We start from the raw sequence: 15,735 nt of genomic DNA, 5'->3' as shown, positions 1-15,735 counted from the left end.
ATGTTCTTGTTTGGGAGCGTCACAATGAAAATTACAAAGGCTCTGCTGACCACGACACTATCTTTCGGGCTGCTGGCGGCCGCTGGTGCCAGCCAGGCGGCCGGCTGGTGCGAGTCTGGCAAACCGGTGAAATTCGCCGGATTGAACTGGGAAAGCGGGATGCTGCTCACGGACGTGATGCAGTTCGTGCTGAAAAATGGTTATGGCTGTGAAACCGACAGCCTGCCGGGCAACTCCATCTCCATGGAAAACGCCCTGAGCAGCAACGACATTCAGGTGTTTGCCGAAGAGTGGGTAGGGCGCAGCGAGGTCTGGAACAAGGCTGCCGCTGCCGGCAAGGTCGTTGGCGTCGGCGCGCCGGTCGTTGGCGCGGTCGAAGGCTGGTATGTGCCGCGTTACGTGATCGAAGGCGACCCCAAGCGCAAACTCGAAGCCAAGGCGCCGAACCTCAAGACCATCGCCGATCTTGGGCAATACGCCCAGGTATTCAAGGACCCGGAAGAACCGGACAAGGGGCGCTTCTACAATTGCCCGGCCGGCTGGACCTGCGAGCTGGACAACAGCGAGATGCTCAAGCACTACGGCCTGGAAAGCAGCTACACCAACTTCCGTCCGGGCACCGGCCCGGCACTGGATGCCGCCGTGCTGTCGAGCTACAAGCGTGGCGAGCCGATCCTGTTCTACTACTGGTCGCCGACGCCGCTGATGGGCCTGGTCGACCTGGTCAAGCTGGACGAGAAGCCAGGCGTGGATAAATCCCTGACCATCAAAGTGGGCCTGTCGAAGGCCTTCCACGAGCAGGCGCCGGAACTGGTGGCGGTGCTGGAAAAGGTCAATCTGCCGATCGACCTGCTGAACCAGAACCTGGCGCGCATGAGCAAAGATCGCATCGAGTCGCCGGAACTGGCCAAGTTGTTCCTCAAGGAACACCCCGAGGTCTGGCACAGCTGGGTCAGCGAAGACGCAGCCAAAAAGGTCGACGCGGCACTCTGAGCGTGTGGGCTCGTCCGGCTCCTGCCGGACAAGGCACGCGACAGTCCGTTTCATGCACTTGCTCGAGAGAATTCCATGTTTCCCAAGAACTTCACGTTTTCCATTGCCGACTGGGTCAATGGCTGGGTCGATGCGCTCGTAACCAACTACGGTGACGTGTTCCGGCACATCTCCGACACCCTGCTGTGGGCCATCGTCAACCTCGAAGGCCTGCTGCGCGCAGTACCCTGGTGGCTGATGCTGGCCATCGTCGCCGGTATCGCCTGGCACGCCACCCGCAAAGTCGTGACCACTGCCGTGATCGTCGGCTTGCTGTTCCTGGTCGGCGCGGTCGGCCTCTGGGACAAGCTGATGCAGACCCTGGCGCTGATGCTGGTCGCAACGCTGATATCGGTCCTGGTCGGCATTCCGCTGGGTGTGCTGTCGGCGCGCAACGATCGCCTGCGGGCGGTGTTGATGCCGCTGCTCGACATCATGCAGACCATGCCCAGCTTCGTGTACCTGATACCTGTGCTGATGCTGTTCGGCCTGGGCAAGGTGCCGGCGATCTTCGCCACCGTCATCTATGCCGCGCCGCCGTTGATTCGCCTGACCGACCTGGGCATTCGCCAGGTGGATGGCGAGGTCATGGAGGCGATCAACGCTTTCGGTGCCAATCGCATGCAACAACTGTTCGGCGTGCAGCTGCCACTGGCGTTGCCGAGCATCATGGCCGGTATCAACCAGACCACCATGATGGCCCTGTCGATGGTGGTCATCGCCTCGATGATCGGTGCCCGCGGCCTGGGTGAAGACGTTTTGGTCGGCATCCAGACCCTGAATGTGGGCCGCGGCCTCGAAGCGGGCCTGGCCATCGTGATTCTGGCGGTCGTGATCGACCGCATTACCCAGGCCTATGGCCGACCACGGCATGGGGTGGGCAAATGAGCGCCAAACAGACAATGAACAAGATCGAAGTCAAGAATGTCTTCAAGATATTCGGTGCTCGCGCCGAAGATGCCCTGAAACTGATCCGCCAGCAAAAAGCCAAGGATCAGGTCCTGGCCGAAACCGGCTGCGTGGTCGGGGTCAACGATCTCTCGTTGTCCATCGGCAGCGGCGAGATCTTCGTGATCATGGGGCTGTCGGGCTCGGGCAAGTCGACCCTGGTGCGCCACTTCAACCGCTTGATCGACCCGACCAGCGGCCAGATCCTGGTCGATGGCGAAGACATTCTGCAGTACGACATGCAAGCCCTGCGCGAATTCCGCCGGCACAAGATCAGCATGGTGTTCCAGAGCTTCGGCCTGTTGCCGCACCGCACCGTGCTGGACAACGTCGCCTACGGCCTGAAAGTTCGTGGCGAGAGCAAGGCCATGTGCACAGAGCGTGCCCTGCACTGGATCAACACCGTGGGCCTCAAGGGTTACGAAAAGTCGTACCCGCACCAGTTGTCGGGTGGCATGCGTCAGCGCGTCGGCCTGGCCCGCGCCCTGGCTGCCGACACCGACATCATCCTGATGGACGAAGCCTTCAGTGCGCTCGACCCGCTGATTCGCGCCGAAATGCAGGACCAACTGCTGGAGCTGCAGAAGACCCTGCACAAGACCATCGTCTTCATCACGCACGACCTGGACGAGGCAGTGCGTATCGGCAACCGGATTGCCATTCTCAAGGACGGTCGCCTGGTCCAGGTCGGCACACCGAAAGAAATCCTCTACCAGCCTGCGGACGAATACGTCGATCGTTTCGTGCAGCGTCGCGTAGCTTCGCTTTAAGGAACGCGTGTATGTCGTTTGCCGAAAGAATCATCATCGCCGAGGCGCCAGTGCGTTGGCAGGACGTGGTGGCTGTGGCCCGGCATGGCGCGAAGCTTGAGCTGGCCCCATCGGCCTGGGCGCGGATCGAGAACGCCCAGGCGATTGTCCAGCGCATCGTTTCCAGCGGTGACCGCGCCTATGGCGTCAACACCGGGCTTGGCGCCTTGTGCAATGTCTCGTTGCAGGACGAACAACTCAGCCAGCTGTCGCACAACACTTTGCTCAGCCATGCCTGTGGCGTGGGTACGGCGCTGTCGGATGAACAGACCCGGGCGATCATGTGCGCGGCAATCATCAATTTCTGCCAGGGCCGTTCCGGCCTGCAGCGCAAGGTGGTCGAGGCGCTGCTGACCCTGCTCAACCAGCACATCACCCCGCAGGTGCCGAAGCAGGGGTCGGTGGGGTACCTGACCCACATGGCGCATATCAGCATCAGCTTGCTGGGCGTCGGCCAGGTCAGCTATCGCGGCCAGATCATGCCGGCGCAGCAGGCCTTGGCCGAGGTCGGCCTGGCGCCGGTCAAACTGGGTGCCAAGGATGGCCTGTGCCTGGTCAACGGTACCCCTTGCATGACCGGCCTGAGCTGCCTGTCCCTGGACGACGCCACTCGGTTGAGCCAATGGGCGGACGTTATCAGCGCCATGAGCTTCGAGGCCCTGCGCGGCCAGCTCGATGCCTTCGACCCTGAAATCATCGCGATGAAACCGCACCCCGGCATGCAGCGCGTGGGCAGTAACCTGCGGCGCCTGCTCGACGGCAGCGAAATCATTGCCAGCAGCCAAGGCATTCGCACCCAGGATGCCTTGAGCATTCGCTCGATTCCGCAGGTTCATGGCGCCGCGCGCGATCAGTTGGAACACGCTGCGCGGCAGATCGAAACCGAACTCAACTCCACCACCGACAACCCGATGCTGCTGGGTACACCCGAGTCGTATAGGGTAGTTTCCCAGGCGAATCCGCACGGCCAGTCGGTGGCCATGGCGGCCGACTTGCTGGCCATCGCGGTGGCCGAGATCGGGGCGATTGCCGAGCGTCGTCTCGATCGCCTGATCAACCCGTTGGTCAGCGGTTTGCCGGCCTTCCTGGTCAGCCAGCCGGGGGTGAATTCGGGGATGATGATTGTCCAGTACGTGGCCGCTTCACTGTGTGCTGAAAACCGTCAGCTGGCACAACCGGCAGTCGTCGACAATTACGTGACCTCCGGCCTGCAGGAGGACCATCTGAGCATGGGCACCAATGCAGGGTTGAAGCTGCACCGCGCCCTGGAGAACTGTACGCAGATCCTCGCCATCGAATACCTGCTGGCGGCCCAGGCATTCGAGTTCCTCAAGGAGCAGCGCTTTGGCGCGGGTACCAACGTTGCCTGGCGGTTGTTGCGCGAACGGGTTCCGGCGTATGTCCAGGACCGTTGGTTGGCTCCGGATATCGCCAGCAGCGCATCGATCCTGAAGGACCCGGGCCTGCTTGGCGCTGCATTCCCCGAGCTGCTATGACCGATGCATCCGCGCGCTGTTTAGGCGTTATGGCTGCCGGGTGCCGTACGGGATGCGTCTGTACGGCATGTTTTCCCAACGGTTTTCTAGAGGATCGGTTTGCCGCCAGTAACTCCGTAACGTGAACCACTGATGTAACTGGCCTCGTCGGAGCCCAGCAATACATAGATCGGGGCGACTTCCACCGGTTGCCCAGGACGGCCCAACGGTGTTTTCGAGCCGAAGTTCCTGACCGCTTCGTCTGGCATGGTGGAGGGAATCAGAGGCGTCCAGATAGGCCCCGGTGCCACGCTGTTCACTCGGATTCCCTTTTTTCCGAGTAGTTGAGCCAAGCCAGCAGTGAAGTTGGCAATCGCACCTTTGGTCGTTGCATAGGCCAGCAAGCTTGGAGAGGGGTCGTCGGAGTTGACCGAGCTCGTATTGATGATCGAACTCCCCTTTGGCATGGAAGCGATTGCCGCCTGGCAGATTCGGAAGATGGCGGTGATGTTGGTATCGAAGGTTTTTACCCATTCATCATCGTCGATTTCTTCCAGGGTTTCGTGGGACATCTGGAACGCCGCGTTATTGACCAGAATGTCGATACGCCCGAACTGTTCGACTGTCTTTTCGACGATGTCGTAGCAGTGCTGTTTCTGCGCCAAGTCCCCTGGCAACAGCAGGCATTGTCGGCCCGCTGCCTTAACCCAGCGCGCGGTTTCTTGCGCGTCTTCATGCTCATTGAGGTAGGCGATGGCAACGTCGGCTCCTTCGCGGGCGTAGGCAATGGCTACCGCTCGGCCGATACCGCTGTCCGCTCCAGTGATAAGTGCAATTTTGCCTTCCAGTCGGTTCTGACCGGTATACGACTGCTCTCCGCAGTCTGGATACGGCTCCATCTTCCGCTGAGAACCGGGGACGTCTTGAGGCTGGGAGGGGAAGGGCGGAGTAGGGAAGTCTCGCACGGTAGTCGCTCCTGCAGTTGAGAACGTTAATACCGGTTTGAAACGATTGGCCCTGGTTTTGTTGATTTCAATCTGCATTCGGTACGATGAGCGGTGCGGGGTACATTGCCCAATGAGTTACGTGCAATGCAGCGGAACGACCTGTTTCGCCAGAAAGTCCAAAAGTAGTCGAAAACTCTTTCAAGGCTTGTGCGCAGATGACCTTCATCGTCTGGTTCGCCATGCTGGGCGCCGTCTTGCTGCTACTGGCGCTCTCATCCTCCTACCTGCGATGGATCCCTGTGACTTCGTCCGTGGTGTGCCTTGCCCTGGGTATCGGCCTGGGCACATCGGGGTTGGGTTTTCTTCATCTGGACCTGAGCAAGGCGAGCGGCTGGATGGAGCACCTCACCGAAGTCGCTGTGCTGTTTTCGCTGTTCTTCAGTGGCTTGAAGTTGCGCCTGCCCTTGCATGACCGCAGATGGTGGGGCGCCTTCTACCTGGCGGGGCCGGTGATGTTGGTCTGCATCGGTGGGGTAACGCTGGTGCTGCATCATGGCCTGAACCTGGGGTGGGGCATATCGGTATTGATCGGGGCGATACTCGCACCCACAGACCCCGTGCTTGCCACCCTGGTACAGGTGGTTGATGCCCGGGATGATGATCCGGTGCGTTTCAGCTTGTCTGGCGAGGCAGGGCTCAACGATGGCGTGGCGTTCCCCTTCGTCATCCTCGGGTTGTTCCTTCAGCAGGATACCGGCCAGGCATGGTTCAGTGACTGGTTGTTCAAGGACATGCTGTGGGCAGTGACCGCAGGCCTGTTGCTTGGTTACTGGATGGGGCGCGGCCTGGGCAAGCTCACGCTCTTTTTGCGCCTGCGCAACGACGACAGTACCGTGTCGCCCAATGACTACCTGGCCCTTGCCCTGATTGCGCTGGCTTATGTTAGCGCCGAGTCGATTCAGGCCTATGGGTTTTTAGCGGTGTTCGCTGCTGGCCTCGGTTTACGCCAGGCAGAGGTTCAGACCTCCAATGGCCCCGAAGAGCCGGCTGCTGAACACCTGGTACAGCCCGTGGTAGGTCACCAGCACGTGGCCCCGGAGCTGGCCGTCAAAGGTGATGTGCAAGGCCTCGACGACTCGCAGGTGGCAGCAGGCATCATGTTGGGGGATATGCTGGCTTTCGGCAGCTTGATCGAACGGGCAATGGAGGTGTTTCTGGTGACCATGCTCGGGGTAGTACTCATCGAACATTGGGACTGGCGGGCCTTGATCGTAGCCGCAGCGCTTTTCCTGCTGATTCGTCCCTTGAGCATCCTCCTGTTCCCGGCTCGAGGAATGCTGGATATCCGGCAGCGTGGGCTATTGGGATGGTTTGGCATTCGAGGAATCGGCAGCTTCTACTATCTGTTCTACGCCCTCAATCACGGGCTGCTTGCCACGTCAGCCGCGCAGAGCATGAACCTGGTTCTATCGGTGGTGGCGCTAAGCATTCTGCTGCACGGTTTGAGCGTTCAACCGCTGCTTGCCAGATACGAAGCGTGGAAGGGGCTGCTCACTGCTTCGGTGTAATTTGAAACCGACGCGGCACGTCTGGTGGCCACTGCGTTCAATTTGGAAAAAAAGCCAGGGCGCCGTGCACCCTGGCCGAGCTCATTTCAAGTTAGCGATTTTCGCTACCACGACCGCCGCCGTGGCTGTTCTGTCCGCCTTTGCGTCCTGCCTCGGAGGCGCGCTCACGGTCGTTGGCAAAATTGCCCCCAGAGCTCTGGCCGCCTTTGCGACCTGCCTCCGATGCCTTCTCACGGTCATTGGCAAAGTTGCCTGGGTTGTTCTGTGCGGTACCACCTTGGTGGCCACGATTGGATTGGTTGTCAGCCATGATCTTTCACCTCATGTCGTCACACAGGAAAGTCTGTGTTCAACTCGGACGTCAGGCAGGGGGGCGTTTGCTCCACTGCTTTCTGCTCGTCCCGACGGGTTGCGCGAAAGAACCCGTGCGGGCGACTGTGGCGCCACAGAGCTTTGTACGCCAACCTTTGGGAAGGACCTGCCTTGCGCCGAGTTTGACGGCCCAATCGTTCAGCTCCTGCGTCGTGAACGGGTGATTGCAAAACCTACGATCATTCCAAGCGCCGCTGCGCCGATCAGTACAGGCGTCTTGTCTTTTGATTTCCTCCAGCCCCCGTCGATACTCCTCCTGCCACTCGGCGGCTCAAAGAGGTTGCCTGATGATGTTTCGGCTTTGGGACTGCGGTTTATTCCCCGACGCGTCAGCCACCCCGATAACAGGGGCAGGCCTGGTACCAGGTAACTGGCCAGATGCGCCAGGCGGGCCGTGGCACCGACCGTGGTGTGGGCGCGTGGTGATATTGCGCAGGCCACCATGGCCTTCGCCACCAGTTCGGGATCATATACAGGGCCCGGAGGCGTCAGCGCATGGCCTGTGTAGTTGCCGCCGTCTCGGAAGCCCGGTGTGTCCATGACGGCCGGATAGATATCGCACACGTGGATCTCGGGGAACGCCGTCAATTCCCCTCGCAGCGCCTCAGTCAGCCCACGCAAGCCGAACTTGCTCGCCGAGTACGTGGCTGCATAGGGTTGGGCCACCCAACTGCCCAGTGACAGCGTGTTGATCAGGATGCCGCTGCCTTGGGCCTTGAACAGGGGAAGGGCTACAAAAGCGCCGCGCAGGTAACCCATCAGGTCGGTCTGGATGACCTGCTCGTGGGCCTCCAGTGGTGTTTCTTCGAAATTGCCGACCGCCCCAACGCCGGCGTTGTTGATCCAGATATCGATTCGTCCGTGGCCAAATGCTGCTGCCTGTGCGGCCAGCGCTTGCACCTGGTCGTTGTGGGTGACGTCGGTCGTGATTGCTATGGCATCCGTACCGCAGTCGGTGCATTCATCCAGCACCTCGAACAACGCCTCTTCATCGCGCGCAGCTAGCACCAGGCGAGCACCCTTGCAGGCAAATGCGTGTGCGGCGGCACGGCCGATCCCGCTGGAAGCGCCAGTGATCACCACGACTTTGCCGCGCAGCGGCCCTCTGCTCGGATAGCCCTCCCGGGGCGATTCCCGCTCTTTGCCAGACGTAGTCTGGTCGTCAACTGGCGCGATCGTTTCGCTGGCTTCGATCCGAGAGATTTCAAGAGCGGTGCCGTCGACCAGGGTCAACGTCAGCCCTTCAACCGTGCCAGCCTCCCGGTTCGGAAACACGGGTTCCCCTTCGGCATCCACGCTGTCGTAGATGAAACGCGTGCCCTCGATCCAACCGACGGCGGTCAGAAGCTCAGGGCCGAGGTAGTACTTCCCGTCCTGGAAGAAACCTGGGAACTGATGTGCCCGCTCCACGTTTTCCACGCGATAGCGTTCACCAGATTTCATACCTGTCGCTTGATCGATCATTTTGCGAACCCCTGAAGATCTCGAAAATGTCAGCCTTTGCTGTGCTAGGCATCTTTGCGTGATGGATATGCAGGGGAATCCAAGGCGGGCCGCAAAGTTCAGACCAACAAGTCCGGTGGTAGGCTGCGTATTGGAATGCAGGCAGAAAAATACCGGTCACGCCGGTATCAGGCCGAGGCGCAGCGCCGGTCAGCCCTGGCCGGCATTGAGCCAGGGCTGTGCGTTACCTTCAGGCGATAAGGTCCACTGCCAGCTGGAAGGCTACCCATAGCGCCAGGCCAGTGGCGAATGCCAGCGCGATGTTTTCGAACCAGTTGTTGCGGTACGCCTTGCCCAGCAGCGATTTCTGGTTGGACATGATCAGCAGGCCCAGCGAGATCACCGGCAGGCCGATGATGTTCAGCGCGCTGACACCGATGGTAAGGGTCACGAAGTCGGGCATGCCCGGGATCGACCAGACCAGTGGCGTCACCAGGATGAACAACATGAACCACTTGTGCATCGGGTCGTTGTGGAATTCCTTTCCATAGCGTTCGCGTCGCTCGGGCTTCACATGTTGGAAAGCGTCGGTGATCAGCATGGGGAACGCAGTGGTCTTGCCAGAAATGCTGGCGAACAAAGTGGCGAATACGCCGACGAAGAAGATGTACCAGCCGATCGGGCCGAAGAACAGTTCCAATGCCTTGCCCAGATCGCCGAGCGTTTTCACCTCGATGCCGTTGGGCCGCAGGATTTCCGCGCCGACGATCCAGATCGCCAGGTTGATGACGATACCGACGAATACCGCAAACAGCAGGTCGTTGCGCTGGATGCGTTTGTGTTGCGGGCCGACCCAGCCTTTTTCACGCATGACATAAGGGTGCACGAAGTTGGCTACAGAACCTGCCACGGCACCGATCACCGATACCGCTACCAGCAGTGCGCCGTGAACGCCTTCATCGGCTGGAATGCTGAAACCGATGGTGCCTTTGACGATGCCCGCCACGTCGGGGCCGGACATCACCGCCAGCGCCAGGAAGGCCAAGGTCATCACCGCCAACAGTACTTTCATGACGCCTTCGATCATTGCGTATATGTTGCGCCCCACCAGCATCCACACGGCCAGCACCACGGCCATGGAGCACAGCAGTGGGTAGTCGATCCGCAGCAACATCGCCAGCGCTTCCCCCGCACCCTTGATCATGTAGGCGTTCATCAGGTGCCCCATCAACAGGGCATAGGCCAACATGAACCAGGCGAACACCGGGTGCAGCTGCGCATAGCCCTGCAGAATGGTCATCCCTTGGTTATTGCACAGCTGGAAGCGGGCGATGATGTTTACGATCAGGTACCGGAGCAGCAGCGAAACGGCCAGCACCCACATCATGGCGTAACCGTAGTTCGCCCCGGCGACAGATGAGGTTATCAGATCTCCTGCCCCCAACCACGACAGAACCGCGATGACGCCGGGGCCAAGCAATTTGATCAGCTTTGACAGGCGATTTTGAGGGGTTACGGCAGTTTTCCCCTCGACAGAAGGTATGCTCGACATGGTGACTCCATTGTTTTTTTTGTGAGAGCGGAGCGTAGTCGATCACAGTAGATAGGATGTCGTACAACTTAAATTCCAGCAAAGATGTTTCTTAATGTTTCGAGGTAAGGTGCAATGTCCAGAGGGCGGCCGAGACGACACCGACAGGCTTCCTCAAATAGTGAGGGAAGGCCGCATTTGTCGCGGCCTTACTCGTTAGATTTGCGCTTGGCCGCCGTCGGCTCCGTTGACGAAATGGCCGTTCAGCGGCGGCGGTGCGGATTCAGCGGGCTTTTTCCAGGTGTTCGAACTGGCATTGCATCTGAGCATCTTTGAGGCTCAGCTCAAACTCTACCAAGCCGTCATGCACTTGCTGCAAGGCCTGGATCTGCCCCATCAATTCCTGCTTTTTGTTATTGATGGCCTGCATGGCCAGATCCCAGGGCAGCTCCTGGCCGCGATGATCCTGCAGAATGGCCTGCATTTCCTTGAGCTTGAAACCGAGTTGCTGAGCGCATTTGATGAAGGTCAGCAGCTCTACGCTTTGCTGGCTGTAGATGCGGTACTTGCCTTCGCGTTGCGGTGGGGGCAACAGGCCGATTTCTTCGTAATGTCGAATGCTTTTGACGGTGGTGCCCGACAGCTGGGCGGCTTTGCCGATGTACATGAAAATCCCTTTTTTGACGCATCAGAAGCGAAAAGATGTCGCGCGCTCACTGGCGCGCGACATCTTTGCACAAGCGTCAGGGGGGTGGGAAACCAAGTTGGACAGGGTGTCGCAGCAGGGAGGCTCGGCTGGGCAGTGCCGGGGGCACGGCACGACCGGGGCCGATCAGCGGCTGGCGACTGCCTGGACTTGTTTGAGCCAGGCTTCACGCTGTTCCGGCCTGGAGCCCAATACCGGACCGAAGGTCAGGGTTTTCAGGGTTTTTATGCCGCAGAACTCCAGGGTGGTCTTGCGCATCTGGTGCAGGCCCGGCATGCGATACACCCACCGGTAGTACCACGGCGGCGTGTCCATGGTCACCAGAAGGTGAGCCGTGCGGCCCTTGAGCAGCTTATCCGGGAAGGGCGAGCCCTTGCGGTACTTGAAGGCAAAACCGGGCAGAAACACGCGGTCGAAGAACCCCTTGAGCAACGCCGGAATGCCGCCCCACCAGATCGGGTACACCAATGTCAGGTGTTCGGCCCAGGTAATGTCGTTCTGTGCGTTGATCAAATCGGGCTCAAGCAACTGGACCTGGTTATAGCCATCGTGCAAGACCGGATCGAAATCCAGGGTGTCCAGGCGCAGCAGGCGCACCTCATGGCCTGCTTGCGTGGCGGCCTCGACATAACGTTCGGACACAGCGCCGCAAAAGCTGTCGTTCGAAGGGTGGCCGAGGATTACGAGCATGCGTTTGCTCTTCATGACAAACTCCAGGTAATGAAGTGCCAAGGGTAAAGTCTGCCCCTTACGGTAGAGTCAAGCGTTGCCGGTTAGCGGTAGAGGCTTTCACGAACGGCTGCTATCGACCCATTGCGGACACCTGTAACCGGGGCCGCTTCGCGGCCCATCGCCGGCAAGCGCGGCTCCCACAGGTACAGCGCATGCCTGAAAGCTGGTGATATTCCTGTGGGAGCCGGCTTGCCGGCGATGAGGCCGGTACTGACAACAGAGCTTTGGATCAGTGTCCGCTCTGGGTCGAAAGCGGTCGGTCGCGATCAGCTACCTGCGGCCTGTAGCCGGTCAGCGGCGACACAGGCGGGGACGTTGTAATCGACCACTCGCTTGACGCTTACCAATACCCTCATAGGTTCTTCAGTCATTGATGTTGGGGCGGCGGGCAGGGGGGTGGCAACGCCGGCAGCGCAGTGTTGGCGGGCGGGGATCGTCCGTTTCGAGTAGCGGGGTGAATCAGGGGGAGCCGGGCTGGGAGGCGCAGGCATCGAGGTCTTCGAGGAACGCCTGCAGGATGGGTGGGCGCGACACGCCGCGGCGGGTGACCACATCGAACGGCGAGCAGAGGTCCAGCAGGCTGGCACCCAGGCGGCGCATGTCGCCGGTCTTGATCCATTGCTCGGCGAAGTGCACCGGCAAGAAGCCGATATAGGCGCCGGAAATGATCAGGATCGCCGCTGCCTCGATGTTCTCCACGGTCGCATCGGCCTTGGTGATGCCCAACTGCTCCAGGTCGTACTGCTGCATGTAGCCGCGCACCACGATCCGGCTCTGGCGCACGTCCTCCATCAGCCGACCGTTGCTCGCGTTGCTGGCGAACAGCGGGTGGCGCCGGCCACAGTAGAGTCCCAGGGCCTCGTCATACAGCGGCTGGTAGGACAACCCCGCGACCCGCAATGGGAAGTGGCCGATGGCCAGGTGCAGCCTGCCGTCGAGCACGCGCTCTTCGAGTTTCGCCGGGGCACCGATATAGATGTGCAGGTGGGCATCGTGCCCACGCGAAACAAAGCGCTGGGTGGTGCGCGGCAGGGGCGAGACGGGGTCGGTCAGGGTGGAGTCGATGATGCCCAGGTTGAGCTTGCCGCTGATGTGCTGCTTGAGCACATCGGCGTCCATGCAGAAGCTCTCCACGGCACTGAGCAGGCGCAGGGTCGCTTCATGGATGGCCACCCCTTGCTCGGTCAGGCGAAAGCCACTGCGCCCGCGCTGGCAGAGCTTGACCCCCAGGCGGGTTTCCAGATGCGACATCTGTTCGCTTATGGTCGACTGGCCGGCATTGAGCGCGGCCTGTGCCGCAGAAAAGCCGCCGCACCTGACGATCGTGGTGAATACCCTGAGCAGTTTAAGGTCGACATCGTGCAGCTGGATCACCGTAGCCTCCCGGCCGGGTGTCACATCGCCAGTGCTGATATGAACACCCGTGCATTGTTCTTGTCGCGCAAGCTAACCATGAGTACCTGGCCGCTGCAATGCCTGGTATCGCCGGGTTCAACCACCGGCAGATACTTCGGATAGGGCGATGTATGTATCTGCACTTGCGCATTTTTCCTCGCTGGCACGGTTGCCATAGTGGATCGCAACGGTGGTCGAGCAGTCGCCCCGTCTCCTGAAACAGAACAAGAACTGGAGAAACCAGAACATGGCAAAGCACGGTTACGAGTCCGGCCGCCTGAACCTGCCCTTCGTGGGCCATTGCACGTTTGCCAAGGCCCCGGTGTGCACCGACTGGGCGGCGATCGACGCCGATGTGGCAATCCTCGGCGCGCCCAACGACATGGGCACCCAGTGGCGTTCGGGGGCACGTTTCGGACCCCGCGGCATTCGCGAGGCATCGACCCTGTTCTCCTTCGGCCATGCCGGCGCCTACGACTTCGAGGATGACGCCACCTACCTGACCGAAGACCAGGTCCGCATGGTCGACGTTGGCGATGCCGATATCGTGCACACCGACATGGCCAGCAGCAACGCCAACATCGAGTCGGCGGTGCGGCAGATCCTTGCAGCGGGGGCCATGCCGGTGGTGCTGGGCGGTGACCATTCGGTGCACGCCCCGGTCATCAAGGCGTTCGAAGGCCATGGGCCGATCCATATCGTGCACTTCGATGCCCACCTGGATTTCGTCGACGAGCGCCATGGCGTGCGCTACGGGCACGGCAGCCCGCTGCGCCGCGCTTCGGAGCTGGAACACATTGTCGGCATGACCCAGATGGGCATCCGCAACGTGTCGTCCTCCAACCGCGACGACTACGATGCCGCACGTGAGGCCGGTTCGCAGATCCTGTCGGTACGTGACGTGCGCCGCCTGGGCTGCGCGGGCGTGCTGGCGGAAATCCCCGAAGGCCGCAACTACTACATCACCATCGACATCGACGGCTTCGACCCGTCCATCGCCCCGGGCACCGGCACGCCGAGCCATGGCGGATTCTTGTACTACGAAGTGCTGGAAATCATCCAGGCTCTGGCGCAGCGCAGCCACGGCCGGATTGTCGGCATGGACCTGGTAGAAGTGGCCCCGGCCTACGACCCCACCGGCATGACCTCGATCCTCGCCGCGCAACTGCTGATGAACAGCATCGGCTTCATCTTCCACGCGCGCGCCAAAGCCCGCTGACCCGGAGACTGTCCTGTGGACCACAAGGTAAAAGACTACTTGCAGGCCTTTGGTGTATCCGAGGCGACCCAGCACTTTCTCGGCAAACCGCAGCGCATGTTCATTGCCGGCGCCTGGCTCGAGGCCAGCGACGGCGGCAGTGCCGAGGTGGTCGAGCCGTCCACCGAGGGTGTGCTGACGCGCATCCCCATGGCCACTGCGGATGACCTTGATCGCGCCGTGCGCGCAGCACGTGCGCAGTTCGATGGCGGTGCCTGGAGCCAGCTCAAGCCACTGGAGCGCGAGCGCCTGATCCATCGCCTGGCCGACCTGATCGAGACCCACGGCGACGAGCTGGCGCAGATCGAAGCCATCGACATGGGCAAGTCGGTCGCCCAGGCACGGGCGGTCGATATCCAGGGCACGGTCGATACCCTGCGCTATTTCGCCGGCTGGGCCAGCAAGATCCACGGCCGCACGGTCGAGCCTTCGCTGCCTGGGAATTACCTGGCGTACACGCGCAAGGAGGCGGTGGGGGTGGTCGGTGCCATCGTGCCGTGGAACTTCCCGCTGCAGACCATGGCCTGGAAGCTCGGCGCGGCGCTGGCGACCGGTTGCACGGTGGTGGTCAAGCCGGCAGAGCTGACTTCGTTGTCGGCGCTGCGCTTTGCCGAGCTGGTACAGGCCTCGGGTATTCCCGACGGGGTGGTGAACATCGTGACCGGGCGCGGCAGCGTGGTCGGCGAGGCGATGTCCCGTCACCCGGGCATCGACAAGCTGAGTTTTACCGGTTCGACACCGGTCGGCTGCTCGGTGGGCAAATCGGCGATGGACCAGATGAAACGCCTGACCCTGGAGCTGGGCGGCAAGTCGCCAGTGATCGTGTTCGCCGATGCGGACATCGAGGCAGCGGCGCAAGCCGTGGCCAACGGGGTGTTCTTCAACTCCGGGCAGGTGTGCGACGCCGGCACCCGTGCGTATGTCGAACGCAGTGTCTACCCGGCGTTCCTCGAAGCGCTGGCCAGGTACACCGCCACCCTGAAGATCGCCCCGGGCCTGGACCCGGGCTGTTTCATCAGCCCCATGGTGTCGCTCCAGCAACAGCAGCGGGTGCTGGACTACATCGCCCTGGGCAAGGCCGAAGGCGCGCAGGTGTACTACGGCGGCGAGCCGCTCGACGGCCCGGGCTTCTTCGTGCAGCCCACGATCTTCGCCAACTGCAGCAACGACATGCGCGTGGTTCGCGAGGAGATCTTCGGCCCGGTGCTGGTGACCCAACCGTTCGACACCCAGGAACAGGCGCTGGCCCTGGCAAACGATTCGGAGTTCGGCCTGGCGGCGGCGATCTACTCCAACGACCTGGGCAAGGTCCATGGGCTGATTCCGCGCCTGCGTGCGGGCACGGTGTACGTCAATGCCCACAGCACCCTCGACCCGTCCATGCCGTTCGGTGGTTACAAGCAGTCGGGCTATGGCAAGGACATGGGCGCAGAACAACTGGAGTTCCTGCTGGAGACCAAGGCGGTCTGGATCACCTTGCCCTGAGGTAACAGGGCCGTCCTGCGCCGCTGAAGGTTGG

14 protein-coding genes are annotated in these 15,735 nt (G+C 61.2%); 7 read left to right on the top strand and 7 right to left on the bottom strand.

The genetic code is table 11. The features are described 5' to 3' along the window. Positions 1 to 24 precede the first annotated feature (24 nt). The 4 genes from RYH74_RS16875 to hutH all read left to right on the top strand — a co-directional run bounded on the left by RYH74_RS16875 (position 25) and on the right by hutH (position 4,285). Positions 25 to 993 (top strand): ABC transporter substrate-binding protein, encoded by a 969-nt coding sequence (locus RYH74_RS16875; protein ID WP_015270114.1) that lies wholly within the window; start codon positions 25 to 27, stop codon positions 991 to 993. A gap of 75 nt (positions 994 to 1,068) precedes the next feature. Continuing rightward, a complete protein-coding gene (locus RYH74_RS16870; protein ID WP_015270115.1) occupies positions 1,069 to 1,920 on the top strand; it encodes an ABC transporter permease in 852 nt (283 codons plus the stop codon). Next, the gene (locus RYH74_RS16865) at positions 1,917 to 2,750 is read left to right on the top strand and encodes a glycine betaine/L-proline ABC transporter ATP-binding protein (protein WP_075045435.1); all 834 of its coding nucleotides are present in this window, start codon (positions 1,917 to 1,919) and stop codon (positions 2,748 to 2,750) included. Before RYH74_RS16870 ends, RYH74_RS16865 begins: the two co-directional genes overlap by 4 nt. A gap of 11 nt (positions 2,751 to 2,761) precedes the next feature. Then, positions 2,762 to 4,285 (top strand): histidine ammonia-lyase, encoded by a 1,524-nt coding sequence (gene hutH, locus RYH74_RS16860; protein WP_317409788.1) that lies wholly within the window; start codon positions 2,762 to 2,764, stop codon positions 4,283 to 4,285. A gap of 86 nt (positions 4,286 to 4,371) precedes the next feature. On the opposite strand, the gene RYH74_RS16855 is transcribed toward hutH, so the two are convergent. Then, complete coding sequence (locus RYH74_RS16855; protein ID WP_061305549.1) at positions 4,372 to 5,229, bottom strand: SDR family oxidoreductase; 858 nt, start codon at positions 5,227 to 5,229, stop codon at positions 4,372 to 4,374. Positions 5,230 to 5,426: 197 nt separating this feature from the next. On the opposite strand from RYH74_RS16855, the gene RYH74_RS16850 reads away from it, so the two are divergent. Beyond that, positions 5,427 to 6,779 carry a cation:proton antiporter gene (locus RYH74_RS16850; RefSeq protein ID WP_317409787.1) on the top strand — a complete coding sequence of 451 codons (1,353 nt, stop codon included), beginning with the start codon at positions 5,427 to 5,429 and terminating at the stop codon, positions 6,777 to 6,779. Between the two features lie 91 nt (positions 6,780 to 6,870). Here RYH74_RS16850 and RYH74_RS16845 read toward each other — a convergent pair whose 3' ends face one another. From RYH74_RS16845 to RYH74_RS16820, 6 genes are all read right to left on the bottom strand, one after another. Further along, positions 6,871 to 7,089 (bottom strand): general stress protein, encoded by a 219-nt coding sequence (locus RYH74_RS16845; RefSeq protein WP_003256807.1) that lies wholly within the window; start codon positions 7,087 to 7,089, stop codon positions 6,871 to 6,873. A gap of 200 nt (positions 7,090 to 7,289) precedes the next feature. Next, positions 7,290 to 8,615 (bottom strand): SDR family oxidoreductase, encoded by a 1,326-nt coding sequence (locus RYH74_RS16840; RefSeq protein WP_075045432.1) that lies wholly within the window; start codon positions 8,613 to 8,615, stop codon positions 7,290 to 7,292. A gap of 229 nt (positions 8,616 to 8,844) precedes the next feature. Next, a complete protein-coding gene (locus RYH74_RS16835; protein WP_075045431.1) occupies positions 8,845 to 10,146 on the bottom strand; it encodes an Nramp family divalent metal transporter in 1,302 nt (433 codons plus the stop codon). Between the two features lie 262 nt (positions 10,147 to 10,408). Next, positions 10,409 to 10,792: a MerR family transcriptional regulator gene (locus RYH74_RS16830; protein ID WP_075045430.1), complete on the bottom strand. Its 384-nt coding sequence runs from the start codon at positions 10,790 to 10,792 to the stop codon at positions 10,409 to 10,411. A 165-nt stretch (positions 10,793 to 10,957) separates the two neighbouring features. Further along, entirely contained in the window at positions 10,958 to 11,536 is a 579-nt protein-coding gene (locus tag RYH74_RS16825) for an NAD(P)H-dependent oxidoreductase (RefSeq protein ID WP_084785203.1), read from the bottom strand. A gap of 486 nt (positions 11,537 to 12,022) precedes the next feature. Then, on the bottom strand, positions 12,023 to 12,937 hold the full coding sequence (locus RYH74_RS16820; RefSeq protein WP_317409786.1) for a LysR family transcriptional regulator: 915 nt from the start codon (positions 12,935 to 12,937) through the stop codon (positions 12,023 to 12,025). A 268-nt stretch (positions 12,938 to 13,205) separates the two neighbouring features. Between RYH74_RS16820 and speB the strand changes: the two genes are divergently transcribed. After that, positions 13,206 to 14,177, top strand: coding sequence for an agmatinase (gene speB, locus RYH74_RS16815; protein ID WP_317409785.1), 972 nt, complete (start codon positions 13,206 to 13,208; stop codon positions 14,175 to 14,177). A gap of 15 nt (positions 14,178 to 14,192) precedes the next feature. Then, a complete protein-coding gene (locus RYH74_RS16810; RefSeq protein ID WP_286100009.1) occupies positions 14,193 to 15,701 on the top strand; it encodes an aldehyde dehydrogenase family protein in 1,509 nt (502 codons plus the stop codon). Positions 15,702 to 15,735: the final 34 nt, after the last annotated feature.

This window comes from Pseudomonas sp. LSJ-87, from assembly GCF_032971465.1.
Classification (GTDB): domain Bacteria; phylum Pseudomonadota; class Gammaproteobacteria; order Pseudomonadales; family Pseudomonadaceae; genus Aquipseudomonas; species Aquipseudomonas putida_Z.
This window is presented reverse-complemented; position numbering and strand designations above follow the sequence as displayed.